We start from the raw sequence: 24,569 nt of genomic DNA, 5'->3' as shown, positions 1-24,569 counted from the left end.
GGCGCGAATGGCTAGGGATTGCATGCACGCAGGCGACTGACATGGCGCACTACCTCTGGAAACTGCGTCCCTACTATCGGCAGACCGCCGGGCAGCTTGTCCTCGGCTCCCTGGCAGGCGTCGTCATGAACACGGCCGTGGTCCTGCCCGCCGTGTGCCTCGGGCGCGCGATCGACGCCGCGACGCACTTCGCGCAGGGCCAGGCGACGCGCGCGACGCTACTGCAGGCCGTCGCGCTGTTCGCCGCCGCAACCCTGGCCACAGAACTGCCGCGACTGGGCAAGCGCTGGTGGTTGATGACGGCCAACGCGCGCATCCGCGCCAATCTGCGCGCGGATGCCCTGCGCGGGGTGCTCGCCTGGCCGATGGCAAAGCTGACTGCCACGCCTGTTGGCGACACCATGGCGCGCGTCATCGGTGACGTCGAAGTGCTGGGCGTCGGTATCCGCGAGGTGATCGTCGAGACCTGGGACACGCTCCTGTTCTTGGTGTCGTTCTTCGTCGCCATGCTGGTGCTGGACTGGTCGTTGACCCTGCAGGCGCTGATTCCCGTGCCCTTCGCGATGGTGCTGGCCTGGGCCGCCGGACGCTTTATTCACCAACGTACGACGGCGGCTCGACAAGCCAACGGCGCGTTGACCGCGGGACTGCAGGAGCAACTGTCCGGCATCCGCGTCGCGAGGCTACTGGGGATGAAGCAGGCCGCACAGACGCGGATCGAGCGGCTCGCAGATGCACAGGCGCACACCAATCTCGCGGTGGCGCGGCCCCGCGCCGGCCTGCCCGCGGTCTACACCACGCTGATGGCGGCCGGCATCGTGCTGGTGTTGTGGCAAGGCGGCGAAAAAGTCATCGCAGGCGCGTGGACGCTGGGGGCGTTCGTGACCTATCTGGACCTTTTTCTGCGCTTCACCGGGCGCGGATTTCGGGTGCCGCAGCTCGTGAACTCGGTGCAAGCAGGCGGCGCAGCCTACGCGCGGCTCGCCCCCTTGCTCGCTGCGGCCCTGCCTGCTCGCGGCGAGCATCGGTTCGCTTCGTTTCGCGCCGGCTACCTGGCCGGAACGACTCCGCGCTCGACTCTCACCGAGCCGGCGTCACGAGTTGAACGCGGGCTCGCCGTATCCCTGCACAACGTGAGCTTCTCTCACGGCAACGCCGACGCCGCCGTCACGGCGCTGAACCAGGTCTCGCTCGAGATTTCGGCAGGCGCGTTCGTAGCAGTGACCGGGCCGGTCGGCTCGGGCAAGAGTGCGCTGGCGAAGGCTCTGCTGGGCCTGTACCCGCTCGCCGGCGGTACCGTTTCCCTGGACGGCGACGCGCCCGCACGACATCGCGGTGACATCGGTTACCTGCCGCAGGAGCCCTTCCTGTTCTCGGGTACGGTGCGCGAGAACATCACCATGGGACGTGAGCAGGCCGACCTCGCCACGATGAGCGCCCTGGAAATCGCCGCGCTTGCGAAGGACGTAGCGGGCTTCGAGCACGGCGTCGATGCCGAGATCGGCGAGCGCGGCATTCGCATTTCCGGCGGTCAGCGGCAGCGCGTCGCACTGGCACGCGCGGCGGCGGCGGGGCCCCGGCTGCTGGTGCTGGACGATCCGTTCTCGGCGGTCGACGTCGCGACGGAGGCTCAGATCATTGCCAGCCTGCGCGCGGAGTTCGGCCGCGGGGCGCCGGCCGCGCGACAGGCCACCATCGTCCTGTGCTCGCACCGGCTGGCGGCCTTCCCGCAGGCGGATCTCGTCGTCGTGTTGGATGGAGGACGCATAGTCGAACGAGGCTCTCATGAACAGCTGATGCTGGCGGGCGGCCTGTATGCACGGATCTACGCGGCGCAGGTCGCGATGGCACAGCCGGAGGACGCATGACCGCAACACAGTCACAGCCGGCACCGACAACACGCCGAGGACTCACGACCGCCCAGGTGGGCTCGCTACTGGCGCCGCAGAGACGCCTGCTCGTGGCCATCGCAGCCTGCGTGCTTGCCGGTGCGGCGCTGGAGGTGCTGCCGCCGCTCCTCGTGCGGCAGGCCGTGGACGCCCACTTGGCCGTGGGCCGTGGCGACGGCCTGATGCTGCTGGGCGTGCTCTACCTGCTGGTCGTGGCCGGGCAGCAGGCGTTGGGCTTCGCGTCTGCGTACGGCACCGCGATCGCAGCCCAACGGGCGTTGCGCGACCTGCGCGCGCGCCTGTTTGGCCATCTGCAACGGCTGCCTGCGCGCTACTTCGACACGACCCCGTTGGGTGACACCGTCAGTCGCTGCACCGCAGACATCGACACCATCGACCGCCTGTTCTCGTCGGGCATCGCGAGCCTTGTCGCCGACCTCGTGCGACTGGTCACGATCACGGTGACGATGCTCGTGCTCAGTCCCTCGCTGACGCTGCTCTGCGGACTGGCCGTGCCGCCCCTGCTGTGGTTCACGCGCTGGTTCCAGCTGCGGGTATTGGCCGCTGAACGGGCCAGCCGGGAGGCCGTGGGAAGCGTCAACACGGCACTCGTGGAGACCCTCGGTGGCGCGGAGGTCATTCGTGCTTTCGGACGAACGGAATTCTTCGAGCACCGCTTTCGTGGCGCTCTGCAGGCCACGCAACACGCCTATCTCGCGGCCACACGCTATTCAACGATCTACACGCCGCTGATGGCCATCCTGGCGTCGCTGATCGTCTGCGGCCTGCTGTGGGCAGGCGCCGAGGGCGCGCTGGCGGGCTGGGGTGTTTCTATCGGCACGCTCACGGCCTTCGTGCTGCTGTTTCGCCGCTTCTTCGCGCCGATAACGACGCTGGGCGAGGAATGGCAGACCGTGCAGAGCGCGCTGTCCGGGGCGGAGCGCGTGTTCCAGGTCTTGGCGCTGCCGGTCGAGGAAACACCGGTCGCCCATTCCGTGCAACAGGCAAGGAGCGAACCGGAGCCGTTGATCCAGTTGAAGGATGTGATCTTCGGCTACGTCGCCGATCGCCTCGTGCTGAACGGCGTCTCCTTGAGCGTTCGCGCAGGCGAGCACGTCGCGCTGGTCGGGCGCACCGGTGCCGGCAAGAGCAGCCTGATGCACCTCGCCGGTGGCCTGTATGCGCCCTGGTCCGGCGAAATTCGCGTGGCGGGCGCGGATCCACGCGCCATGACGGACGAGGAACGCCGTCAGCGCCTGGGCGTCGTGCCGCAGACGCTGCAACTGTTCAGCGGCAGCGTGCTCGACAACCTCACGATGGGCGACGTCCTCGTGACCCGGACTGCTTGCGAAGCCGCGGCCAAGGCAACGGGCGCGCATGCGTTCATCCGGGCACTGCCGCAGGGCTACGACACGCCCCTGGACGCGGGTGAGGCCGGCGCCGCGTTGTCCGCGGGCCAACGGCAATTGCTCGCGCTCACGCGCGCGCTGGTGCGCCAGCCTCGCGTGCTGCTGCTCGACGAAGCGACAGCCGCGATCGACCACGCCAGCGACGCTGCGTTCCGCGCCGCTCTTCGCCGCGACGCGCACGACTCGAGCCGTGCCGTTCTGATCGTGGCGCATCGGCTGTCAACGGCGCTGGAGGCCGATCGCGTCATCGTGATCGAGGACGGTCGCATCCTCGAACAAGGCGCGCCGGACGAGTTGATTCGGTGCCGGGGTCGCTTCGCCGCGCTGCTGGCCATGGAGACGGCAGGCTGGGATTGGCATCAACGTTGACGTTGGAGGACAGACATGGGCAAGGACTTCTACATACAACCCGACGCGGCCGACCCGGTGCTCGATCCCGACGCGGTGCTCGCGATCGTGCGCTTGCATGCGGCGGGCGCGAAGGCCGTCAGGGCCGTCGACGAGAGCGGCGGCGAAGCGCGCGCCTATGCCATCGACAACGGCCTGATCCTGAAGGTTCAGCGACCACAACAGCTGCGCGCGCGAACGAGCCTGGACAAGGAGCGTTTCCTGTTGGAGCAGCTGGCAGGCCTGGAGGGCGTACGCGTTCCACGAGTCCTTGGTGGGGGCGTCGCCGAACCCGGGATCGAGTACACCTTGATGACGCGCATGCCCGGCGTGCCGATGCACTCGGCAAGGTTCGACGGTGACCTCCGCCGGCGTACGCTGGTTGACCTGGGGCGCATGCTGCGTCGCATTCACGCAATCCCTCAGCAACCCCTGTTCGAGGCGCGCCTGATCCCCGGCGACCACACGGCGGCCGACGTTCGCACACGGTTCGGCGGCCTCTTCGACGACGCCGTCACAGCCGTGGCGCGGGCGGCCCAGCCCTGGCCGTTCGCGCTCGACCCGTTGCAGTTGGCGCGCCTCGCGATGCGCGCCTTGCCGGACGCAGACGCCTGGGTGGCCTTGCACAGCAACCCCGGCCCCGAACACGTCTTCGTCGATCCGCAGACTAGGCAGTTGACTGGCCTCATCGACTTCGGCGATGCGTATTTCAGCCACCCGGCGCTCGATCTGCGCCGATGGCCTCGGCCCATCGATCGGGGCCGCGGTTCACGCCGGGTACTGCAGCGAGGAGAAAACGAGCGAGAGGTTCAACCAGACATGGCGCGTGGCCTGTGTGCTCACCGACATGCTCGCCATCGCACAGAGTCCGGAATGCCGCACTGCAGGGCTCGTCGAGTTGGAAGAACTTGTCGAGCGGTTGCGCTTACGGCTTACGTGATGGCTGTCTTGGCGCCGACCGATCACCCGCGAAAGGGTAGTACCCCCATCCTCTGGAGACACGGGGAGCCGCTACAACGCCGCGGTATTCGCTTTCAGCGTGCGATCCAGCTTGCGGTGAATGAGTGATACCAGTGTCAGGATGTCCAGGGCATCTTGTTCGGACATCGGCCAGTTTGTCTTGGGGGCATGGGCGAGTGGGTTGCGCACGGCGCCGAAGAGGCCCACCAGCAGATGGGCGAAGCCTTTTTGCTCGCTCTTCTCAGATTCGGTGGCGAGCGAACCGAAAACCAGGATCGGGTTTTGCGTCGAAAACGTCCGGCTCACTAACTCGGCGCCATCCATGGTCAGGCCAGACATGGAACGGATGCGCTCGGCGACACCTTTGGTCGACTCGAAGACGGCATGGAAATAGTTTTCATCCAGCAGTTCGGCGCGACAGTAGTTGAGTACTTCAGCATGGACTTTGCGGCTTTCAAGTGCCGACTTCAGCCGGCAGGCGCGCGAGCGCGCGGCGTCCAATGTCGTAGTGCCTTCAGACAGCTCGCCAGACCGGGACGATCCTCGCGTTTTCCGGACGCTTGGTCTTCATAGAGATGCGCCGGATCAACACCGGCCGCGACCAGCGCATCGCGCTGCAAGTCCGTCGCCTGGGAGCCATCCGCCTTCGATACTCGCATGTAGCCAATCAGCATCTTGTACCTGTCACATATACGTTCGATTATGTGACAGTTTGCATCGGGAAGCTCTGCACGTCAAAATTTGTCACTTAACCCGTCATTCTGTCTAAGGCATGCAAAGGGTAGGCTAGGCTCATAATGTGACAGAAATTCCGGGGGGATGCCTTCCTTCGCGAAGGTGGCGCGCAACTGTTCCAAGGAAGCGGGGTCGCGCCGACCATAGGAAGCCAACGCGAACAGCGAGCGTGCCGTCTCGGGGTTGTGTCGTGCTTCAATGATGGCCTCATCAATGGCCTGGATTGCACGCTGCCAGTGATCGACGGGTTCGAGCTTCGGCGCTTTCGCCGGCAGGCCACTGGTGAACCCGGTTTGGGGCTCGGACCAGAATAGCTTTGCGTGCTCGCCTGGCGGGCTTATATCCCTCACCTCAATCAAGCTGATTGCCGTTGCCGCCGCCTCCAGCATCTGCAACCGTACTGCCGGGTTCAGGGTTTCATACGGTCGCCACAGACTTTGCCCAGCACGCAGCGGATGCCCGCAGCATTCCCAGATTTGGCGGAGATACCCCGCGTAGGTGCCGCACGTCGAAAGCGGGGTGTTCAGCTCATCGAGCAGCGTGCGTAGCAGTCGAAACCACAAACCAGCGTGGATGCGTCGGCGCGGCAGTTCCACATGGCCGGTCGTCAGTGCCTGCCAGGTACGCCGGTCCATCACTGCAATCGCGTCGCTGGCGGTGCGCGGTTCGGCGTCGGCGTTCTCCCAGCCGAGAAACCGCCCTGGCACGCCCCAATAGGATTCCAGCCAGCAGCCATGCAGTGGGCAGCTCAGCATCAGGGGCAGCTTCCACGCGAGCAGTACGGCTTGGTTCTCCGGATCGTTCAGGCAGAGCGGACAGGCGCGGTGTATCGGTTGGGTGGGCAGCCAGGCACGCCAGCTCGTGATGGATCGCGTCTTACGGCGGAGTCTCGGCAGCAGTACCGAGAGCTGGAACGCATAGGTTTCCAATGCGGCTGGAATCTGATCATCAAGGCTGTCCAGTAGCCAAGGCACCCAGCCGGCGAAACTCATGCAGCGCAGCCGATCCAGCTCGATACCGCTCCGCTGGGAGAGCATCGCCAGCAGCGCCAGTGGTGGCGCGGTGTCCAGGTCATCAACCTGGCCGTGACCAAGATCGTGCTCCAGCAGCTCGGACACTTCCATGTGATAGCAAAGGGCCACGCGGTTGAGCCACGAAGACAGGGCTTCGGCTTCCCTGGGTGCCGGATGCAGTGGCCAGCGTGGCGCTGGCTTCACATCAGTTCCCGCTCGAATTGCCGCCGCCGCTCGCTGGGGCCGGTGTAGTCGGCCATGCTGAGCGTGCGGTGGTTGATCGCTTCCTCTCCGCTCTCCACGGCGACGATGGCCGCCGCCATCAGCAAGTGCGCCAGTTCGCCTATGGCGCCCTCGCTGCGTGTGAGCAGGTAGCGGGCCATGTCCAGCGTGGCAATCGACGAGGGTCGCCGCAGTGGAAGCGAAGCGGCGAAACTGGCCAGCAGTGAGCAGCAATCGTGATTGGCCTCCCATACCGGCAGCATCATCGGCTCGAAGCGATTTTCCAACTGGTCATCGGAGCGGATGGCCAGGTAGGCGTCGCGTGTGCCCACACCAACCAGCGGGATGCGCAATTCGTTGCCGAGGAAGCGCAGCAGGTTGAGGAATTCCCGGCGGTTGACGCTGTTGCCGGCCAGGACGTTGTGCAGCTCGTCGATCACCAGCAAACGCACACCGAGCTTGCGCAGCAGTGTCAGCGCCAGTTGCTCTATTTCCGGCAGCCGTGGGCGCGGTCGCAATGGTGCTCCCATCGCCGCGAGCAGCGCGACGTAGAAGCGGATCACCGATGGCTCGGACGGCATCTGCACGACCAATACCGGGATGTGCTCCTGGTCGGCGTCGGAGCTGGCCGGGTGGGCGCGGCGGAACTTCTCGACGATCATCGACTTGCCGTTGTTGGTTGGACCGACCAACAGCAGGTTGGGCATGCGTTGTTTGTTTGGCCACGTATACAGGGCTTCCAGCCGGTTCAACGCCTCGACTGCTCGCGGATAGCCGATCCAGCGGTCGGCGCGAAGGCGATGGATGCGCTCGTCCGCCGGGAGACGGGCCAAGCCCTGGGCCGCCGGCAGCAGGTGGGACAGGTCGATGATGGGATATTCGTCCACGGCTACCACTCCTCAATCTGGTCGAACGGTTTGGCAGGTGGCTGGTTGTCCGCCTGCGGGTCTGCCATGTCCGTGTCCGCTGGTGGCGTGGTTTTGACAGGTTGTTCCGTTGACTTGAGATGCTGGCGTCGATCCGCGTCGCGCCGCGCCTTGCGCGTGGCTTTCTGCGCAGTGGTCACGATTTCGCGCATCTGCCCGATCATGCGGAACAGCGCCGACTCATCCACCTGTTCGCGCCCTTGCTGCCGCAATTTCGCCAGCGCCTGCCGTTGTTCCCAGAGGGTGACAGCCGGGTGCGACAAGGTACGGTATGGAATTTCCAGATAGTGCTGCCCCTCCGGCTCCAGCACCCAAATGCGGCTGATGTCGCGCGGGTCGCGCCGGATCAGGAACGCAGGCAGGCGGTCGCGCCGAGCTATCCACGGCTTGAGCGCATCGGCGTAGTAGTGGATGTGGTCGATGACGAAGCCAGTGCGGGTCAGCGTGCGGCGGATGATGGGCAGAAAATCGACCAGAAAAGCCGTAGCGCGAGTGATGACGGTTGGCACGCCGGTCCGCGTGATAGCTTCGGCCCAGCGCGCGGCCGGCGGTTGGAGCAGGCCGTTGTGCACAGAGCCGTGATAGGTGCCGACCGCCAATGTGAGCCAGCGCTCCAGCTCGCGCAGTGTCAGGGCGGCCATCTTCTCGGAGGCGTATTCCCCGCGCTGGTCAGGATTGGAGAAGGTCGTCCCCGGCAATTCGTCGTGGATCATCTGCATCGCCGTGCCGATGATCCGTTCCACGATGCCGCCATAGTGCGGCTGCCCGAGAGGCCGATAGTCCAACCGGATGCCATGCTGCTCGCAGCCACGGCGTAGCGCCTCGCTCTTGAATTCGGCCGCGTTGTCCAGGTAGAGCAGCGCGGGCTTGCCGCTCATCGGCCAGTCCATTTCCACGTCCAACCTTTCCAACCAAGGGCGCTTGTCGCAACCGGCGTGTGCGAGGCACAGGCCGACCGAGACGGCAGATGGCGCTTCTAACGTGACCACCATGCCAACCACGCAGCGGGTGAACACGTCGATGGCGAGGGTCAGGTACGGACGGCCAATCGGTTGCCGGTCGCGCTCGTCCACCACGATCAGGTCGATGACTGTGTGGTCGATCTGTACCTGCTCCAGCGGTGCGGAGACTGGCGGAGGAACACCGCCAACACCTTGCAGGATGCGGGACGCATCCTGGCCTTCCCGAAGTCGAGTGGTCTTGAGTGGATCAAGGCTGGCGATCCGCAACGCGACCGTGTTGCGCGCCGGCATCCGCAGCTTTTGCAGCTTGCACACCCGCGCAACTTCACGGTGGAACGCCGCCAAGCTGCGCTTCTGCTTGGTCAGGAAGCGCTTTTGCAGTAGCTCGCGGATGATTCGTTCGACCGACTCCGGCAAGCGGCCTTTACCTTTGCCACCGCTCGACTGTCCAAGAGCCAAATCAGTGACCAGCCCCGAACCTAGCCGGGCACGGCGGATCAGGACGTAGACCTGCCGCCGGGACAGCCCCAATGCCTGGGCTGCCGCGTCGGCCGCTTCATGCCCAACCGTCTCCGACTGCGCCAACGGCCCAATGATCTCCGCACGACGACGCGCACGCTCCCATGCCTGTTCTGGCAGGGTGGCCACGCCGTGCTCGGTAATCGGTGCGGTATCGGTCGCCATGCTCACCTCGCTTTGGTGCACACGAGTATTGAGCATAGACGAGTTTTGTGCAGAGGAATCCTGATATCGGGTTATCAGGAGCCGTATGCACAACAGGCTTCAAACCGCGCTGAATGGTGCAGTCGTCTTCTGAAAATGACATCAGGTTAGGGTATAGTCTTAACTGACACCACCTCCCAGGGCCTGATATAAAGCAACACTATCGACTAGGCGTTGTGCCTGGACCGCAACCATATTGATCCGGATTGACTGTGCCTGTTGCTGCGCGATGAGCAGTTGCAGGTAGCTGGCCGCGCCCAGCCGGTATTGCCGCTCGACCGACTGCAAGGAGGCCTGTGCAGCCTTATCAGCGGCAGCGAGGGCAGTCAAAGTTTGTGCGTCGCTTTCCACCGCGCGCAGGGTGTCGGCGACGTTACGCAAAGACTCCAATACGACGCTCTGGTAATTGGCTACAGCGGCATCAAAAGCGGCGAGCGCCGCTCTTTTTTCAGCGGGTAGCCCTGGATTAAAAAGAGGCTGGGTGAGCTGCGCAACCAGGCCCCACACTGCCGAGCCACCACCGAACAGGGCACCGGTGGTCAGCGCCTGAGAACCAAGGTTGGCGCTCAGGTTGATCTGTGGGTAGAGCTTGGCGACAGCCACACCATAGTCTGCATTGGCCGCATGCAACAGCGCCTCTGACGCCTGGATATCCGGTCGGCGGCGCACCAGTTCTGAGGGCACGACGAGCGGCATCTCGACGGGTAGAGTGAAATCGGCCAGAGTGAAGGCCGGGATGCCACCCGTGCCTGGGGCACGACCGGCTAGCACCGCCAGTAGATGTTCGGTTTGTTGCAGTTGTTTACGCAGCGCAGGCAGTTCTGCCCGCGTTTGCTCCGCCTGAGCTTGTAGGCTCAACGCTTCATCAGGTGAGGCCTGACCGATACGCACGCGTTCATGGGCTAGGCGCAGTTGCTCATCCTGCACGCGCAAAATGGCAGTAGTGGCTTCTAGTTGCGCGGCGAGGCGTGCTCGGGTAATGGCAGCGGTTGCCATGTTGCCGGCAAGGGCCAGGCGCGCAGCATTCAGTTCGAAGCGACGGTAGTCGGCGCGAGCAGCCAAGGCTTCGAGTGCGCGCCGGTTGCCGCCAGCCAGATCGAGGTTGTAATGCACGCCAACGCTGGCGTTGTAGAGGCTGAATTGACGTGCGTCTCCGCTCAACCCTTGGCTACTGGGACTCATTTGCTGGCGCTGAGATCCCAGTGCGACATCTACCTGTGGATATTGCGTCGAGCCCGCCTGTGCGGCAAGAAGCTCCTGCGCGTGTCGCAAATTGGCGCTGATGCTCGCCAGCGTCGGGCTGACATGGAAAGCTTCGTTTATCAGTCCGTCGAGTGCGGATGAACCCAAGCTTTGCCACCATTGCGTTTCGATCGGAAGCCCTTCGACTAGACGTTGTGTTTCGCCGAACTGCGTGGGAGCGGACGCGGTTCTATCAGCCACTGGTATTGCAGTGTAGCGAGCCACATCGGGTGCGGTGGGACGCTTAAAATCAGGGCCAGCGGCGCAGCCGGCCAGACCGGCGGTGACCAGACCAGCTACTAGGTAAGTTGCCGCAAGCCGTCTTTCGAGGCTGATGGGGCGCTGGCATGTTTTAGCGTGCTCCATAAAAATGCTCCACGAAAGGTTTACGGAAAGCTTGGTGGCAGCCCAAGCAGCTTTCCTGCACGTGGGCGAATGATTGGATCACCGCCTTGCCGTCGCTGCTCGCAGCAGCCAGCTTCATGGCCAGCGCCGCCTCGTGAGTCTGCGCGTCAAAGTTTCTGAACTTGGTCGCATCAGCGCCGAGGTAAGCAAGGATGCGCATTTTTTTAGTAAGCGGTGGCTCGGGGTGTGCAGCAACTTTTGGGGCGAGCTGAACGACCTGAACCCATTCCTCCTGCGAAATCGCACCGGTAATAGCCTGCATGTTGCGCCCGAGTTCCTGCATGATCTTGCGTAGCGCCAGTGGCTCAATCTGGGTAGCGTCACCAGCCCAAGCGGGCAACTGAAAACCCCATAAAAGCAGGCAGGCCGTAACGGTCAGGGTGATAGTTCCAAATGCGTGGCTGTGTTTGCGGTGGGTCATGAAATTCTCCTGTAATTCAATCGTTCTCTCATTCGAACTCCCGCCCTTCGCCAGCTTCCTCATGGGTCACACCGTCGCGGATGTGGTAGATGCGCTTGAAAGTGGGGATGATCTTTTCGTCATGGGTGACGACGATGATGGCGGTCTCGAACTTCCGAGCCATGTCATTGAGGATGCGGATCACAGCCATGGCGCGCTCGGAATCCAGCGGCGCAGTGGGTTCATCGGCCAGGATCACCGGGGGACGATTGACCAATCCGCGCGCGATGGCAACCCGTTGCTGCTCGCCACCGGAGAGTTGCGAGGGCATCGCGCGAGCTCGGTGTTGCACATCAAGCGCCGTGAGCAATTCCAGTGCCTTCGCGCGCGACTCTCCATTCGCGACGCCTGCAAGCATCGGCAGCAGCGCCACGTTGTCGGTGACATCGAGAAACGGAATCAGGTATGGTGCTTGGAAAACGAAACCGATCTTGTCGCGCCGCAAGGCGCGCAAGTCGCGGACTTTCCAGCCATCGTCGTAGATCACTTCATCACCCAGCGTCATGCGCCCGGCGGTCGGATCAATCACTGCGCCCAGACATTTGAGCAGCGTGCTCTTGCCGGACCCGGAAGGGCCAATCAGGCCAACCACCTCGCCGGGTGCCACCTGCATGTCCACGCCTTTCAAGGCATCGACCGCGGTATCCCCCTCGCCATAACGTTTTCTCAAACCTTCGATGCGAATGCCTTTGCCACTCATCTCAACCTCCAATGGCTTCGGCCGGATCGACCTTGAGTGCCATGCGAATGGCGACGATGCTGGCTAGAACGCAGATCACGAGCACGGCGAAAAAACCGGCGATGGAGTCGAACGGCATCAACAGTACGTACTTGGGAAACAGGGGCGCTGAGAAAGTGGCTGTGATCTTGCCGACCACGAAACCAATCACGCCCAGGGCGAGCGCCTGCTGCATGATCATCGCGGCGATGGTTCGGTTGCGTGTGCCGATGAGCTTCAAAACCGCGATCTCGCGGATTTTGTCCATCGTCAGCGAATAGATGATGAAGGCAACGATGGCCGCGCTAACGATGGCCAGAATCACTAAGAACATGCCGATCTGCTTGGCCGAGGTGGCGATCAACTTGCCGACGAGGATGTCTTCCATCTGTGCCCGGGTGTAGACCGTCAAACGCTTCCAGCGCCGGATGGATTCGGCAACCTCGTCCGGCGTATGGCCAGGTTTCAGTGTGACCAGTACTGCATTGACGAACGCGTTGGTGCTCTGTGAAGCAATCACGGCATCCAGCAAACCTGGAACACCGGGTCGATTGAAAGCCGGGTTGGCTTCGGTGCGACGCCGGCTTTGCCAAATGGCGTCGTTGTCCTTGAGGAACTGAGCCTCTTGGGCATCCTTGAGCGGAATGAATACCATCGGGTCGCCGCTGGACGACACCATGCGCCGTGTAAGCCCAACGACGGTGTAATGATTTCGGCGAATGGCAAGACGATCTCCCAGTTTGAAGCCGGTGGCGATGTCGGCCACCGCCTCGTAGTGACCGCGCGTGATCTGGCGTCCAGCGACGAGATAAGGAGGCCATCCGGGTGTAGCCCCCAACGCGCCGGGCGCGATGCCGACCACCATGGTGCGTACATCACTCTCGCCCTTGCGTACCTGCATGGTCAGGTAGGTCACGTTCGCTGCCTGGGCGACTCCCGGCATGGCGAGGATGGCGCGATACACGTCATCGTTGAGGCTGGACGACTCCGCATAAGGACCCAGAGTGTCCTTTTGCACCACCCAAAGGTCGGCGCCACTGTTGTCGAGCAGCGCCTTGCCGTCGTCCACCATGCCCCGGTACACCCCGGCCATGACCAGGGTGACGCCGATCAGCAGACCCAGACCGATGCCAGTGAAGACGAACTTTCCCCAGGCATGGAGAATGTCGCGGCCGGCCAGGCTGATCATCGTGACACTCCTGGGATGTGGTCGACCACATGGATGCGGCTGCGCGCCGTCAGTGCCTTTTCGCTATAGGTCACAACCTGGTCCCCATTCTTGAGCCCTTCGCGCACCTGCACGTAACCATTGAGGTCGGAAGTGCCGAGCTTGACCGGGGAGAAACGCAGATCACCATCCACGATTTGCCAGACCCCGACTTTGTCGCCCTCACGCTGGACGGCAGAGTTGGGGATCAGTGGAGCGGCCGGGAGCGCCGGCAAGTCAACCGTGACTTCGCCCAGTTCACCCACCGGTGGCAAAGGTTCTGGTTTGTTATCGAATGTCACCTTGGCGAGCGTTTCCTCGGTTACCGCGTCGGCCTTGGGTTCCACCCGCAGCACGCGACCATTCAACGTCTGGCCGCCACGCGAACGCAGGACGATACGAGCCGGCAGCCCCCCAGCCAGCCCCGATGCGCTGATCTGGTCGAAGCGCACATTGATCCAAAAACTCTTGGGGTCGATCACTTCCACCACGGCCTGGCCTGCGACGATGGTCGTGCCGGGATCGGCATCGCGCACGGCGACTACACCGTCGACCGGCGCGATCAGGCGCAGATTGCTCCGCTGCGCGACGAGTCCTTCTCGGTCGGAGCGTGCCCGGGCAATATCTTCCCGAGCGGCGGATAGGGCGGCATCGGCGATCTGCAGTTCCTGCCGCTTGGTGGTGACGATTTCCTCGCTGGTCGAGCGCACCGCAAACAATTGCTCATAGCGGCGCGCCTGGGTTTGCGCGTAGGCTTGCCGGGCTTCTGCCTCGCGCAAAGCCGCTTCCGCACGCTTGAATGCCGACTCCTGTGAGCGCACCCGATCATCGAGGTCGACCGGATCCATCTCGCCGAGCACCTGTCCGGCCTTGACCTGGTCGCCTACATGCACCTCCAGGCGTTTGACGCGCCCGGCAAACGTCGGCCCGATCTTATAAGTGTAGCGCGCCTCCACCGTACCGATGCCGAACAGCGCCGGTGTGATAGCCCGTGATTCCACACTTGCCACCGTCACAGCGACCGGGGCGAGCGGCCCTGATCGCAGACCGACATAAATAAAAAGCACCAACAAAGGAATGATGACGGCAAGCAGCGCCAGGGTGCGGCCTTGCAAGGGTAACTTTTTCATTGCGCACTCCTTATGCCACGCCGATAAATTGCAAAGACGCGCGGCGCATCGCGGTGCATACGTCCCACATCACCCGCCAACAGCGATTGCATGACCAAGCCCTGGATCGTGCCAATGAACAGCGTTGCCGCCGCCTCGTTGTCAAGCGAGGGAGACAACTCGCCGCTGGCCTTGCCTTTCTCGATGAGACGATGCAAACGTTCGCCGTAGCGCTGAATCAAGGTTTGCACCATGCGCTTGGCCGGTGTCGATTCGGCACGCTGAAGCTCACCAAACATCATTCTTGGCACGCCTGGGTGCTCAGCTACGAATTCGATATGACTCATGAACATCGCCTCCATGGCTGCCAAGGGCGACTCGATTCCTTGTGCGGATCGATCGATTCTGGCTAATAGGCGCTCTGCTACCCACTCCATGACCGCCTGCCAAATGGCTTCCTTGTTCGGGAAGTGCCGAAACAGCGCACCCTGGGTCAAGTTCATGTGTTTAGCGATAGCCGCAGTGGTTATCTCGCTTGGGTTTTGTGAACCGGCAAGCGCCACGACGGACTCGACAGTTACGGCACGACGTTCATCGGCCGGCAGATGCTTTGGATGGGTGTCCACGAGCACTCCTTGTAAGATAGTAATTGATTACCATCCTACCACAAGAGGCAACTCAAACAAGAGAAAACCCGACGTACTCGTCAATATCTAGAGTCTGCAATGGGCTTAACGTGCTTTATTTTCCGTTTTCTGAGACGTCCCCAAGAAGAACGGGAGCCGAAGCTCCCGTGGGGATCAGGCGACCGCAGCCCTAGCCGCCGAGGCTTGAACGGCGCGGCGGGCATGGGCCTGCCAGAACGGATCGACCACCCGGCCGGCCAGTACGCGGGCGCGCAGGCGCAGGCGCTCGGCCGTGCTGTGGTTGTCCCAGCCAGCTTCGTAGGAAGCCTCGCCGCGCAGGTCATCAACCTGCTTCGCGACGTCGGCGGCTTCCGCATCTGAGGCGGTGGGTTCGCACCAGCGGATGCGGCCGCCGCACTGCACCTCGCCGGAGACAACCAGCCGATCGAGCGAATCGCGGATCAGGACCAGCTCCGGCCGAAAGTCCAGCGCCTCGATCTCCGACCTCAGATCGAACTCGTCTTTTGACAGTTCGTCCGCTGCGAGGGCCAAGGCATCCTCGATCAGGCCGTGTTGGCCCAGCTCAAGGATGTGAGGTGTCCACCAGGTCCCGAAAACGGGATCGTCCTCGGGGTACTCGATGTAGCCTTGGCAGGTGATGGTGAACTGGCACCAGAACACGTCCTCGCGGATGAAGGTTCCGGCGCGGTAAGGCGTGGCCACGAAGGTCACGCCATCGACAACATGGGTCTTGGGTTGCATGGCAGTCTCCAAAGAAGGTGCGGAAGCGCCATGCCGCCCCTGCGGGCGTAGGCGACCGGCGTGGGATGAACAACAAGCGAAGGAAGAACAGGCATCCGCCACCGCGGCGCGGCGGCTGTCCGCGTCGACGGATGCGAAGCGAACGGGGTCGATCAGCGCGGCCGGGGCCGCGGCGTAGCCTTGAAGATCGTGGCTACTTGGGCATGTCGCCGAGGGACTCGGCAGGCATTTCCTTCGATGCGGTCTCGTTGGTGCCACCGGCCGCCAGCAGGTCGATGGCCGACAGCAGCGCATCGCCGTCGACCGGGCCATGCAGCAGCAGCGTCTTGCCGGACTGGCGATCCTGCAGGCGCAGCGTGGGCGTGACCTTGATGCCCTCCTGCGCGGCGCTCGCCGACTGCGCGCGGATCAGTGTGTCGGGGCGGTCGCTGTCAAGGCACTGCTGGGCAGCCGTCGTGATGCCGGGATAGCCCAGGCCCTCGGGCAGGCCCTGGCCGTCGCCGCGGGTGTGCGCGTAGACCCATTCGACCGCCTGCCAGAACGCGGTCGGACCGCCGGCCTCGCCGACGCACTCGACCAGGCGCGCATTGGCCGTCGCGGCCGGCTCGTGCGTCGTCAGCGGCAGGTGGTGCCACTGCCAGTTCACCTCTGGGTGCGAGTTGATCCACTGCTTGAGCACCGCGAAGTAGGCGCGGCAGAACGGACATTCGAGGTCGGCGTACTCCTCTACCGTGAAGCGCGCATCGTCGCGGCCATAGCGCCAAGGTGGGCCGGCCGTGGCGGCGGGTGCCGGTGCAGGTGCTGCGGTCGCTTCGGCCGAGAGGGAGGCGGGCTCAGCGGTCGGCGTCTGTGGCTGCAAGCCCAGCCAGGCCGCCGCGATCAGCGCAACGACAAGCAGCACAGCGACCAATGCAACGGAGCGGAATGGAATGAAGCGAGCGACCTGCATGGTGTTTTCCTCACGCCAGCGCATCGAGCGCCAGCGATTCGATGCCGCGAGCGAGGTCGATCTTCTCGGCGATCCTGAAAGCCGCATCCAACTCGCCGATGCCGTACTGCTGCATCAACTGGAAGCGTTCCGCCTTCTCTTCCGGCTCGGTTTGAGCCAGTGCCAGGTACAGGCTGGGCGGCACCGCACGGAACAGCACCTCCATGCTCTTGGAGAGGATCACGCCCTCGGTGAACTTGCCTGCCTCCTTGCGCGCGGAAAGCATCAGCGCCTTCTGCGCCGGGTTCAGCTCGCGGAAGCGCGCAATCTTCTCCACCTCGTCCGGCGGCATGGAGAGGCAGATCCACCACTCGATCATCGACAGCATGGGCTCGGCGGCCTTGGGCAGGTCGTCGATGTTCTGCGTCGCCAGCCAGTACCAGGCGCCGAGCTTGCGCCACATCTTCGTGATCTTCACGACGTAGGGCGCGAGCAGCGGGTTCTTGGTGATGATGTGGCCCTCGTCCGTCACGTTGATGATCGGTCGACCCAGGAACTGGTCGCGCTCGGCGATGTTGTTGACCGTGTTGATCAGCGAGATGTAGGCGATCGAGAGCTGCGCGTTGTAGCCCTCGCGCGCAAAGGTGGCGAGGTCCACGATGGTGATGTCGGCCTCGGGCCACGGCGTGCCGGGCCGGTCGAACATCTCGCCGTCCACGCCCTGACAGAACATATCCATCGCGTCCGCCATCTCCAGTAGCCGCGCGCGCCGCACCTCGGGCAGCGACGTATCGCGGGCACGCTCGCGCAACGCATCGCGCACGTCGCGCGTGAGCACCGTGCGCTGCTCGGCCACGCAGTGCTGCGCCGCGTCGAGGATGCACTGGCGGATCAGGCTGCGGTCGGCGCGCGTCATGCGCGCTTCTTCCTTGTCCTCGCCGCCAGTGATCATCAGCCGCGCGGTGATTTCCAGTTCGCCCAGCACGTCACGCTGCTCGTCGGCATCCGCTGCCTGTACCGCCTCGTCGCGGTCCTCGTCCAGCGCGTCGGCATCCAGCGTCTGCACCTGGCTGGGCGTTTCGACAAGCCGGTGGGCGTCGGCGAACGGAGCGAGGCTCACCCCGGCGCCGGGGGCCAGCTTGACGCGATGCACCTTCATACCCAGCCGCGCCGCGAAGTCGCCGAACAAGCCGAAGCTGTTGCCCGCCTCGACGATGAACAGCCGCGGCCGGTAGATCGCCGTCACCTGGTTCAGGATGTTGTTGAGCGTGGCGCTCTTGCCCGAGCCGGTGGGACCGAACAGGAACAGGTGGGCGTTCATCTGCCGGTCGAGCCGGTTCAGCGGGTCGAAGGTGATCGGCCCGCCGCCGCGGTTGAAGAACGTGATGCCCGGATGGCCGGTGCCCTGGCTGCGGCCCCACACCGGCGCGAGGTTCGCGGCGTGCTGCGCGAACATCAGTTGCGTGTACCACTGGCGCTTGTCGGTGGCCGGATCGAACACGCACGGGAGCCAGCGCAGGTAGCTGTTGAGCGGCGCCACCTCGTCTTCCTCGCGCACCGGCTGCAGGCCGGCGTTGAGCATGACGTTGATCAGTTGCAGGCCGCGCGCGTCGAGCTGCGGCAGGTCGCGTCCGCGCAGATAGAAGGCCAGCGCGCCGCGGTAGAGCTTGTGCGCGCTGCCGATCAGCCCGCGCGCTTCCTGCACGTCGCGGCGCGTCTGCTCCGAGGCCAGCGTCTCGCCGACCGACTTCTTGCTCAGGTGGTTCAGGTGCCCTTCGAGCACGTCCTGCGGCGTCGCGACGACGGTCAGGCACATCACCGTGTCCTCGGGCATCTGGTCGAACAGCGCGTTGACCGCATCGCCGCCCTTGCGCGTCTCGCCGGTGACGTGTCCGGTCGCGGGGGGCATGCGCAGCCGGTCCATCACGATGACCCGGTGCGGCATGCCGTCGAGCAGCCACGTGCCGTTCGCCACGTCCGAGCGCGGCTGGCCGAAGAACAGGCGCTGCGCGAAGTCTCCGCTGGCCAGCTCGATCTCGCCGTCTTCGACTGCCTCGGGGTAGCGCGTGAGCGCATAGAAGCGCTCGCGGTCGTCGGCGCTGGGGCCGAGCAGCGTCGGGTGCGGGTTGAACCAGCGCAGCAGCCAGTCGTGGATGTCGGCCGCCTCCATGCGGCGGGATTTCACGCCCGCGTTGGCGAGGCCGCCCACGAGCCGGTCGCAGATCGTCGTCAACGCCTGCTCGGGGGACTGGCCGCGCCGCGATGCGGTCGCAGCGTTCGCGCGCCGGTAGACCACCATTCGCACGCGCCGGACCTGGCCGCGCCACGGCAGCCGCGTCACCGTGGTGTCCTCGAACAGCCCGCCGGGCTTGGCAATGGCGCGCAGGTGGTGCCCAAAGAAACGCAGGTAGAAGTCCGTGAAGGCGCTGCCCTGGGCGCGCGGCCGCACATAGTCGGCCAGCCCGCGCAGGTAGGTGTCCCAGGTCGATTCGTCCTGGGCGTAGAGCTGCACCACCCACGGGTTCTCGTCGAGTTCGTCGAACGAGTCCTGCAGCGCGTTCTCCAGTGCATCGCGTGCCTGCCACAGCCAGGCCATCTCACGGCCTTCGGTGCCGACCGGGGCCAGTTCGAAGAAGCCCGCAACCGACTGGCCGTCTTCAAGCAACATGCTCTTGGAGCCGGGCAGGTACTCCACCCACGGCAACAGGTCGGCGAAGGACGGTGCCACGCCGTAGAGCGCCTGCAGGTCCGCTTCGGTGGCCGGCGGGCGCGGCTGGCTCCCCACCGCGCTGCCGGGCTCGGGAATGCCGTGCGCGACCAGCGTGGAGACATGCTGCGCCCAGGCGTCATCGGCATCCAGGTCGGGGCCGGCGGGCGTGACGGCCTTGCGTGCCCAGGGCAACGACCAGGCCATCAGTAGTCCTCCAGGCGCTCGCCAGGCATCGCGTACTGCACGCGCTGGTAGAGCGGGAACACGGTGGTGTAGCCGGGCACGGGCACCGGGTCGGTGCCGGCTAGGTGCGGGAACACGTACATCACCAGGTCCGGGTTCGGCAGGCGCCGGAACTGGCGGTAAATCTCGTTGGCCGCGGTGCGCGTGTAGGCGGCAGCGGCGGCGGGCGCCGCCTGCACGTCGGCCTCGGTCAGCGGCCGGCGCAAGTCCTGGCGTGCATCGAGCAGTTGCCGCGCTGCCTGCCCACCACCGGCGCTGCCGCCCGTCTCCTGATTCCACACGTCGAGCATGGTGCGATCGCCGTGCGGCAGCAATTTGTCCTTGCTGGTGGCGCAGCCGCCCAGCACCAGGACCGCGCACAGGATCGCGGCCGATTCAATCCAAATCCGACGCATGCTTGCCTCCGATGCGGTGATTGACCCGGCGCCCCTTGGCGTCGTAGTCGATGTTGAGCGGCTGCTCCAAATGCACCGCGACCTTGGCGCCGGGCCGCACGTAGACGGCGGCGAAGGCTTGGCCGTAGAGCTTGTTGACCCAATCGGCCATGTCGCGGACGCCCCCGGCCAGGATGCGGCCCATCGCCTCGTTGCCGCTGATGCCTACCGTGCCAAGCGAGCCGTTGCTGTTGGCGACCACGGCCACGCTGCCGTTGTCCGACTTGATCAGCGAAGCGGCGCCGGCGCCGGCCGCGGTGATGAGGGCTTGCGAACCCAGGTACTGCTGCGCGTTGCTGCGCCGTTCGCCGCTGACGCAGGGGATGCCGTAGGGATCGCTGATCCAGCCCAGGCCGCCTTGCGTCGTGCTGTTTGCACCATTGCCCTGGCCGCCGCCGCTCTGGTTGCGGTTGCCGTCCTCCGGCATCGTGCGCACCGTGCCGTCGTTGAAGACGAACGTCACCGAGCGAATCTGGCCGCGCACGCAGGAAAGCGCCCAGTCGCCCGAGGCCGTGCCGCTGACCACCGCGCCGGCCACGTCGGGAATGTCGATGCCGTTGGCGGTCAGGTTGTCCGGGCCGATCAGCACCTTGAACGGGTACGGGTCGTTGACCGTGCCGTCGATCGGCACGCGGCCGATCAGCGCCGTCATCGCGATCGAGCCCATCAGCGTCGAGTTCGACGGCACCGTGTAGACCGGCTTTGACGACGCACCCACCGCGCGGTTGCCGGCGTTCGCCACGGTGCTTGCCACGCTGTCGGCCGTGTCGGAAAGCGTCTTCTGCGCCGGCCCGAAGCTGGTCGGGAAGTTCAGGCCGCCGCTGCTGCCGTTCTTCGCCGAGGGCTTCGCGTCGTCCGGCTCCACCCAGCGCGTGCCGCTGGTACTGCGCGCGGCGCCGCCCTGGGTTCCGCCGAAGCCCTTACCGTCGCCTTCCTCCAGGCCGAGGCCCACGGGCAGTTCGGCCTGGCCGCCCTTGCCGGAGAGACCGTCCAGGCGCCGCTGCAAGTCTTGCAGCAGGCCCTGGGTCTGCTGGCGGTCGCCGGCCAATTGCTCGCGGTCCTGCTGCAGGCGGCCGCGCTCGCCGTCGAGCGCGGACTGGATGCGCTGGTCGATCGCGCTCTCCCGTGCGCGCATGCGCTCGTTCTCGGTCTTCTGGTTCTTGTTGTCGTTGAGCGCCGTCTGCAGCTCGTTGCGCAACTGCTTGACCTGCGCCACCAGCGTGGCGACGGTATCGCGCGGCGTGTCGCCCTCGATGCCCAGCGCCTTCATCTCCTCGGGCGTGAGCGGCTTGGCGGTGCCGGCCGGCGCCGGCCTGGCGCCGCGATCACCGGAGAACATCTTGAGGCCCACGAACAGCAGCACCAGCGCCATCGGGATCAGCAGCCACTTCAGGAGAGGGTTACTTTTCATGGCGGGTACCTCCTTCGGCCTGGCCGGCCGCCGCGGCCGGCGGCAGGTTCACCGTCGCGTCGATCGGTGAGAGCTTGGGCAGCAGCGACTCGGCCAGGCCGTGGCCACGGGTAACGAGGTAGACCACCGTGGTGTCGGCAGCGCGGCCGGCCGGCGCCAGGTTCGGGTGCTGGAAGGTCGCGGCGAGCAAGTCGCCTTGCAACGCGCGCGGGTCCAGATCAAGCAAGCGTGCCGAGACATTGGTGAGCTTCACCGCAGTCACCCACTGGTCTTCGAGCCGCCAGGCGGCCAGCGCTTGCGCACGCACCGGCAGCGTGGGCAGCAAGGTGGAAAGCTCCAGGCCGCGCCGCAGGTTGACCCGGCCGATGCCGGGGACAGGTTCCACGGTGCGCAGCGGCGCATAGAGGTTCTGCGCCGCATAGCGCGTGAGCACGACGGCCACCGGCGTGGCGCGCTTCACCGTGGTGACGGTGCGCTCCGCATCGTCGTCCGCCGTCACCGTAGGCTTGACCAGCTCGCCATAGCGAGTGGACGGCACGTCGCCTTCGACGATGCGCACGGGTTCGAGCGCGGGCTGGCCCGCCTTCGCCGGCTCGGCCGCGATGTCCAGCAGGATCAGCGCGCCCGACTCCACGTCCTGCAGTTGCAGCCGTGTGGGTGGAATCGGCGCGTTGGCGCGCAGGTAGATCGCCCCCCCGGCGCTCTGCACGCGCAACTGCTCGCCGATGCCGGCCGGCACGCCGATGCGCACGTTGCGCTCGATGAACACCACGCGCTCCTGGCCGACCACCAGCGGCACGGCCAGCGGCAGCCGTTCCCAGCGCAGGATTTCGACGGCATGGACCGCAGGCACGAAAGCCAGGCACAGCAGCAGACCGGCCAGGGCCGCAGCGAACGGGCGCATCACAAAGGGCTTCATGGGGTGTCTCCCTGCAGGTTGGAGCCGGCGCTCGCGGCCCTGCCGGGCGGCGCCGCAGGCGGCGGGGTTTCGATGCGTTCCGGCGCGCGTGCATGGCAGTCCAGCGCCAGGCCGAACGGATTGCGCTCGGGGTCCACGTCCATGCGCACGACCTTGAGCGCGTAGCGCACGAGCGCGCGCTTGACCTGCTCGGCGCCCAGGTACTCGTCAGCGCTCACGTCCAGCGTGACGATCCAGTTGTTGGCGGACACGGTGCGCACGCGCATGGCCGGGTCGTCGCCGTAGCCGCGGCCGGGTATCTCGTAGATGCCGCGCACGCGCTGACGCAGCTCGCCGTTGCTGCGCCGAAACTCGAAGTCCTGTTGCAGAAAGGCGCGGCAGCTCGGCGTGAAGTAGGCCGACAGCGCATGCAGGTTGCGCGGGTAGTCCTGCTCGCCGTTGGTCGGCCAGCGCTGGGCCTGCTGCCAAATGTAGAAGGTGAAGGCGTAGACGCTCTCCGGCGGCACGTCCCACCACTTGCGCGTGCTGCCCGAGCGCAGGTCGGGTGGCACGTGGATGGTCAGGCTCTTGGGTGCGCTCCACCAGCCGAAGCCGAGCAGCAGCGCCACCACGAACAGTGCGGCGCCAGCCAGGCGCAAGGTCTTCACATGCGCCTGCAGGTGCGCGACCTCGTTCTTGAATCGGCTCATGGTCTACCTCGACGCAGGGACGGATCGGGCCGCAGGCGCCGCGTGGACCACCAGCCCGACCGGGTGATGAGCTGGCCCCGGCCCGCATGCGCAGCCAGCGCGGGGTAGCGCAGCGCGAGGCGCCACTGGAGCTGGCGGTACAGCCAGGTGTCGGGCCGGCCGCGCTTCCACCGCCGCAGCAGGCCGCCGCCCACGAAGACACCGACACCGATGCCGGCGACGATCAGCGTGGGCACCATCGCGATGCTGTGCGTCAGCCAGGCCAGCGGCACGCCGGCCACGAGACCGGCCGCGCCGGACAGCCCGGCGCAGACCCACAGCTCGTCGGCCGTGAGCCCGCGCACGACCACCGGGTGGCGGTTGAGGCGGTGCGGCAGGAAGGTCACGAGCCCGTCGCGCGACGGACTCTCCAGGGCGCCGGCCATCGTTTCCGGGCCTTACAGGACGCCGGTGGCCTTGGTCAGCAGCCAGATGCCGACGACCAGCAGGATCGCGCCCACCGCCACCGTCAGGCCAAACTGGCCCCAGGTCGCGCGGCCGGTGTGGATCTCGGCGTAGCGCGTGTAGGCGTGGTAGCAGACACCGACGAACATCGAGGCGACGACGAGCAGCGCGATCAGCAGCACGATGTCGTAGCCGTAGTTTTGCAGCGTCTGCATGATGCCGCTGCCGGTGCCGCGCGACGGGTCTTCCAGCGTGGGAAGGTCGGCGAACGACGGCAGCGGCGTGGCGGCGATGCCCAGCGGGATCAGCAGCGCGGCGAGGCGCGCGGCGGGCCGCGACGTGGGGCGGCGAGAAGTAGCGGGAGCGTTCATGGCGATACACCTTTCATGGGGTCAGGACAGGAGGAAAAAGCCCAGCACCAGGTACATCGCGACGAAGCGCGCGATGACGCCGAGGAACTGGCGTTGGGTCAGGTGGTGCTCGGCCCAGCCGACATAGGCCGTGCGCATCGCCCACACGCCCCACAGCAGCAGGACGGCGAAGACGAAACCGAGCACGACGGTGGAGACGGCCCCGGGCGAAAAGCCGCCGTTGGCCGAGAAGGCGGCGACCTGATCGGCGGAAGGCGTCATGGCGACGTAGCCTCCTTGCCAGGGGTTGCCGTGGTTGCGTTGCTGCGCGTGTAGTCGCCGGCCGGCGGCACAGGATCGCGCGGCTGGGCGCGTTGTGGAACGAGGTAGTCGCGCACCCCGGCGCGCACGCGCTCCAGGTCGGCACGCAGGCGCACGTAGTCGAAGTGGTAGCGGGCGCGCTCCTGCGGCGCTGTGGTGGCGGCGTGCTCGGCGAGGCGGTCCAGCAGTTCGAGCTGGCGCGTCACCGCGGCGAGCATCTCGCGCTCCGCGGCGTTGTCGGAGCCATCGGCAGCGATGGCGGGCTGCAATCCGGCAGCGGCAAGCAGCAGCGCCGCGAGACGCACAGCCCGGAGCGCTGCCGCGGCATAGCAGCGGACCTGCGCAGGGTTTCGAGTGGTTTCCAT

25 protein-coding genes are annotated in these 24,569 nt (G+C 65.5%); 3 read left to right on the top strand and 22 right to left on the bottom strand.

Annotated elements, in window-relative coordinates; all coding sequences use genetic code 11:
• Window positions 1-41 precede the first annotated feature (41 nt).
• The 3 genes from ALIDE2_RS09665 to ALIDE2_RS09655 are packed head-to-tail and all read left to right on the top strand — an operon-like array spanning window position 42 to window position 4,753.
• Window positions 42-1,868, top strand: coding sequence for an ABC transporter ATP-binding protein (locus ALIDE2_RS09665; protein ID WP_013722011.1), 1,827 nt, complete (start codon window positions 42-44; stop codon window positions 1,866-1,868).
• Window positions 1,865-3,667 carry an ABC transporter ATP-binding protein gene (locus ALIDE2_RS09660; protein WP_013722010.1) on the top strand — a complete coding sequence of 601 codons (1,803 nt, stop codon included), beginning with the start codon at window positions 1,865-1,867 and terminating at the stop codon, window positions 3,665-3,667. Before ALIDE2_RS09665 ends, ALIDE2_RS09660 begins: the two co-directional genes overlap by 4 nt.
• 15 nt (window positions 3,668-3,682) lie before the next feature.
• Window positions 3,683-4,753: a phosphotransferase family protein gene (locus tag ALIDE2_RS09655; protein WP_013722009.1), complete on the top strand. Its 1,071-nt coding sequence runs from the start codon at window positions 3,683-3,685 to the stop codon at window positions 4,751-4,753.
• Here the strand turns inward: ALIDE2_RS09655 and ALIDE2_RS09650 are convergent.
• The 22 genes from ALIDE2_RS09650 to ALIDE2_RS09550 all read right to left on the bottom strand — a co-directional run bounded on the left by ALIDE2_RS09650 (window position 4,697) and on the right by ALIDE2_RS09550 (window position 24,569).
• Window positions 4,697-5,146: a TIGR02391 family protein gene (locus ALIDE2_RS09650; RefSeq protein WP_013722008.1), complete on the bottom strand. Its 450-nt coding sequence runs from the start codon at window positions 5,144-5,146 to the stop codon at window positions 4,697-4,699. The genes ALIDE2_RS09655 and ALIDE2_RS09650 overlap by 57 nt on opposite strands.
• Entirely contained in the window at window positions 5,113-5,304 is a 192-nt protein-coding gene (locus tag ALIDE2_RS24335) for a recombinase family protein (RefSeq protein ID WP_456152310.1), read from the bottom strand. The genes ALIDE2_RS09650 and ALIDE2_RS24335 overlap by 34 nt, the downstream gene beginning before the upstream one ends.
• Window positions 5,305-5,379: 75 nt before the next feature.
• The gene (locus ALIDE2_RS09645; protein ID WP_013722007.1) at window positions 5,380-6,597 is read right to left on the bottom strand and encodes a TniQ family protein; all 1,218 of its coding nucleotides are present in this window, start codon (window positions 6,595-6,597) and stop codon (window positions 5,380-5,382) included.
• Window positions 6,594-7,502 carry a TniB family NTP-binding protein gene (locus ALIDE2_RS09640; RefSeq protein WP_013722006.1) on the bottom strand — a complete coding sequence of 303 codons (909 nt, stop codon included), beginning with the start codon at window positions 7,500-7,502 and terminating at the stop codon, window positions 6,594-6,596. The genes ALIDE2_RS09645 and ALIDE2_RS09640 overlap by 4 nt, the downstream gene beginning before the upstream one ends.
• Before the next feature lie 2 nt (window positions 7,503-7,504).
• Complete coding sequence (locus tag ALIDE2_RS09635; RefSeq protein WP_041700799.1) at window positions 7,505-9,223, bottom strand: Mu transposase C-terminal domain-containing protein; 1,719 nt, start codon at window positions 9,221-9,223, stop codon at window positions 7,505-7,507.
• Window positions 9,224-9,346: 123 nt separating this feature from the next.
• On the bottom strand, window positions 9,347-10,834 hold the full coding sequence (locus ALIDE2_RS09630; protein ID WP_013722004.1) for an efflux transporter outer membrane subunit: 1,488 nt from the start codon (window positions 10,832-10,834) through the stop codon (window positions 9,347-9,349).
• On the bottom strand, window positions 10,821-11,294 hold the full coding sequence (locus tag ALIDE2_RS09625) for a cytochrome c (RefSeq protein ID WP_013722003.1): 474 nt from the start codon (window positions 11,292-11,294) through the stop codon (window positions 10,821-10,823). Before ALIDE2_RS09625 ends, ALIDE2_RS09630 begins: the two co-directional genes overlap by 14 nt.
• A gap of 28 nt (window positions 11,295-11,322) precedes the next feature.
• Window positions 11,323-12,033: an ABC transporter ATP-binding protein gene (locus ALIDE2_RS09620; RefSeq protein ID WP_011733938.1), complete on the bottom strand. Its 711-nt coding sequence runs from the start codon at window positions 12,031-12,033 to the stop codon at window positions 11,323-11,325.
• A 1-nt stretch (window position 12,034) separates the two neighbouring features.
• A complete protein-coding gene (locus ALIDE2_RS09615) occupies window positions 12,035-13,240 on the bottom strand; it encodes an ABC transporter permease (protein ID WP_011733939.1) in 1,206 nt (401 codons plus the stop codon).
• Window positions 13,237-14,388 carry an efflux RND transporter periplasmic adaptor subunit gene (locus tag ALIDE2_RS09610; protein ID WP_013722002.1) on the bottom strand — a complete coding sequence of 384 codons (1,152 nt, stop codon included), beginning with the start codon at window positions 14,386-14,388 and terminating at the stop codon, window positions 13,237-13,239. Before ALIDE2_RS09610 ends, ALIDE2_RS09615 begins: the two co-directional genes overlap by 4 nt.
• The gene (locus tag ALIDE2_RS09605) at window positions 14,385-14,993 is read right to left on the bottom strand and encodes a TetR/AcrR family transcriptional regulator (RefSeq protein WP_004393990.1); all 609 of its coding nucleotides are present in this window, start codon (window positions 14,991-14,993) and stop codon (window positions 14,385-14,387) included. Before ALIDE2_RS09605 ends, ALIDE2_RS09610 begins: the two co-directional genes overlap by 4 nt.
• A gap of 174 nt (window positions 14,994-15,167) precedes the next feature.
• A complete protein-coding gene (locus tag ALIDE2_RS09600; protein ID WP_013722001.1) occupies window positions 15,168-15,755 on the bottom strand; it encodes a hypothetical protein in 588 nt (195 codons plus the stop codon).
• 193 nt (window positions 15,756-15,948) lie between these two features.
• The gene (locus ALIDE2_RS09595; RefSeq protein ID WP_013722000.1) at window positions 15,949-16,704 is read right to left on the bottom strand and encodes a DsbA family protein; all 756 of its coding nucleotides are present in this window, start codon (window positions 16,702-16,704) and stop codon (window positions 15,949-15,951) included.
• Between the two features lie 10 nt (window positions 16,705-16,714).
• On the bottom strand, window positions 16,715-19,597 hold the full coding sequence (locus tag ALIDE2_RS09590) for a conjugative transfer ATPase (protein ID WP_013721999.1): 2,883 nt from the start codon (window positions 19,595-19,597) through the stop codon (window positions 16,715-16,717).
• Entirely contained in the window at window positions 19,597-20,031 is a 435-nt protein-coding gene (locus ALIDE2_RS09585; protein WP_013721998.1) for a TIGR03751 family conjugal transfer lipoprotein, read from the bottom strand. Before ALIDE2_RS09585 ends, ALIDE2_RS09590 begins: the two co-directional genes overlap by 1 nt.
• Window positions 20,012-21,481 carry a TIGR03752 family integrating conjugative element protein gene (locus ALIDE2_RS09580; protein ID WP_013721997.1) on the bottom strand — a complete coding sequence of 490 codons (1,470 nt, stop codon included), beginning with the start codon at window positions 21,479-21,481 and terminating at the stop codon, window positions 20,012-20,014. Before ALIDE2_RS09580 ends, ALIDE2_RS09585 begins: the two co-directional genes overlap by 20 nt.
• On the bottom strand, window positions 21,471-22,400 hold the full coding sequence (locus ALIDE2_RS09575) for a TIGR03749 family integrating conjugative element protein (protein ID WP_013721996.1): 930 nt from the start codon (window positions 22,398-22,400) through the stop codon (window positions 21,471-21,473). The genes ALIDE2_RS09580 and ALIDE2_RS09575 overlap by 11 nt, the downstream gene beginning before the upstream one ends.
• Window positions 22,397-23,089, bottom strand: a complete 693-nt coding sequence (locus tag ALIDE2_RS09570; protein ID WP_013721995.1) for a PFL_4703 family integrating conjugative element protein — start codon at window positions 23,087-23,089, stop codon at window positions 22,397-22,399. Before ALIDE2_RS09570 ends, ALIDE2_RS09575 begins: the two co-directional genes overlap by 4 nt.
• A complete protein-coding gene (locus tag ALIDE2_RS09565) occupies window positions 23,086-23,514 on the bottom strand; it encodes a TIGR03750 family conjugal transfer protein (RefSeq protein WP_013721994.1) in 429 nt (142 codons plus the stop codon). Before ALIDE2_RS09565 ends, ALIDE2_RS09570 begins: the two co-directional genes overlap by 4 nt.
• 12 nt (window positions 23,515-23,526) lie before the next feature.
• Window positions 23,527-23,904, bottom strand: coding sequence for a TIGR03745 family integrating conjugative element membrane protein (locus ALIDE2_RS09560; RefSeq protein ID WP_013721993.1), 378 nt, complete (start codon window positions 23,902-23,904; stop codon window positions 23,527-23,529).
• 21 nt (window positions 23,905-23,925) lie between these two features.
• Window positions 23,926-24,165 (bottom strand): TIGR03758 family integrating conjugative element protein, encoded by a 240-nt coding sequence (locus ALIDE2_RS09555; protein ID WP_013721992.1) that lies wholly within the window; start codon window positions 24,163-24,165, stop codon window positions 23,926-23,928.
• The gene (locus tag ALIDE2_RS09550; protein ID WP_013721991.1) at window positions 24,162-24,569 is read right to left on the bottom strand and encodes an integrative conjugative element protein, RAQPRD family; all 408 of its coding nucleotides are present in this window, start codon (window positions 24,567-24,569) and stop codon (window positions 24,162-24,164) included. Before ALIDE2_RS09550 ends, ALIDE2_RS09555 begins: the two co-directional genes overlap by 4 nt.

Source organism: Alicycliphilus denitrificans K601 (assembly GCF_000204645.1).
In the GTDB taxonomy this organism is placed as follows: Bacteria; Pseudomonadota; Gammaproteobacteria; order Burkholderiales; family Burkholderiaceae_C; genus Alicycliphilus; species Alicycliphilus denitrificans.
The sequence above is the reverse complement of the archived record's forward strand: the minus strand, read 5'-3'. Positions and strand labels throughout refer to the sequence as shown.

Excerpts from the sequence above, each read along its gene's own strand:
- ALIDE2_RS24335 (WP_456152310.1), bottom strand. The coding sequence starts at position 5,304 with ATGCGAGTATCGAAGGCGGATGGCTCCCAGGCGACGGACTTGCAGCGC.
- ALIDE2_RS09595 (WP_013722000.1), bottom strand. The coding sequence starts at position 16,704 with ATGCAGGTCGCTCGCTTCATTCCATTCCGCTCCGTTGCATTGGTCGCT.
- ALIDE2_RS09660 (WP_013722010.1), top strand. The coding sequence starts at position 1,865 with ATGACCGCAACACAGTCACAGCCGGCACCGACAACACGCCGAGGACTC.
- ALIDE2_RS09625 (WP_013722003.1), bottom strand. The coding sequence starts at position 11,294 with ATGACCCACCGCAAACACAGCCACGCATTTGGAACTATCACCCTGACC.
- ALIDE2_RS09560 (WP_013721993.1), bottom strand. The coding sequence starts at position 23,904 with ATGAACGCTCCCGCTACTTCTCGCCGCCCCACGTCGCGGCCCGCCGCG.
- ALIDE2_RS09665 (WP_013722011.1), top strand. The coding sequence starts at position 42 with ATGGCGCACTACCTCTGGAAACTGCGTCCCTACTATCGGCAGACCGCC.
- ALIDE2_RS09585 (WP_013721998.1), bottom strand. The coding sequence starts at position 20,031 with ATGCGTCGGATTTGGATTGAATCGGCCGCGATCCTGTGCGCGGTCCTG.
- ALIDE2_RS09580 (WP_013721997.1), bottom strand. The coding sequence starts at position 21,481 with ATGAAAAGTAACCCTCTCCTGAAGTGGCTGCTGATCCCGATGGCGCTG.
- ALIDE2_RS09600 (WP_013722001.1), bottom strand. The coding sequence starts at position 15,755 with ATGCAACCCAAGACCCATGTTGTCGATGGCGTGACCTTCGTGGCCACG.
- ALIDE2_RS09555 (WP_013721992.1), bottom strand. The coding sequence starts at position 24,165 with ATGACGCCTTCCGCCGATCAGGTCGCCGCCTTCTCGGCCAACGGCGGC.
- ALIDE2_RS09615 (WP_011733939.1), bottom strand. The coding sequence starts at position 13,240 with ATGATCAGCCTGGCCGGCCGCGACATTCTCCATGCCTGGGGAAAGTTC.
- ALIDE2_RS09610 (WP_013722002.1), bottom strand. The coding sequence starts at position 14,388 with ATGAAAAAGTTACCCTTGCAAGGCCGCACCCTGGCGCTGCTTGCCGTC.
- ALIDE2_RS09620 (WP_011733938.1), bottom strand. The coding sequence starts at position 12,033 with ATGAGTGGCAAAGGCATTCGCATCGAAGGTTTGAGAAAACGTTATGGC.
- ALIDE2_RS09630 (WP_013722004.1), bottom strand. The coding sequence starts at position 10,834 with ATGGAGCACGCTAAAACATGCCAGCGCCCCATCAGCCTCGAAAGACGG.
- ALIDE2_RS09570 (WP_013721995.1), bottom strand. The coding sequence starts at position 23,089 with ATGAGCCGATTCAAGAACGAGGTCGCGCACCTGCAGGCGCATGTGAAG.
- ALIDE2_RS09635 (WP_041700799.1), bottom strand. The coding sequence starts at position 9,223 with ATGCTCAATACTCGTGTGCACCAAAGCGAGGTGAGCATGGCGACCGAT.
- ALIDE2_RS09655 (WP_013722009.1), top strand. The coding sequence starts at position 3,683 with ATGGGCAAGGACTTCTACATACAACCCGACGCGGCCGACCCGGTGCTC.
- ALIDE2_RS09575 (WP_013721996.1), bottom strand. The coding sequence starts at position 22,400 with ATGAAGCCCTTTGTGATGCGCCCGTTCGCTGCGGCCCTGGCCGGTCTG.
- ALIDE2_RS09590 (WP_013721999.1), bottom strand. The coding sequence starts at position 19,597 with ATGGCCTGGTCGTTGCCCTGGGCACGCAAGGCCGTCACGCCCGCCGGC.
- ALIDE2_RS09565 (WP_013721994.1), bottom strand. The coding sequence starts at position 23,514 with ATGGCCGGCGCCCTGGAGAGTCCGTCGCGCGACGGGCTCGTGACCTTC.
- ALIDE2_RS09550 (WP_013721991.1), bottom strand. The coding sequence starts at position 24,569 with ATGGAAACCACTCGAAACCCTGCGCAGGTCCGCTGCTATGCCGCGGCA.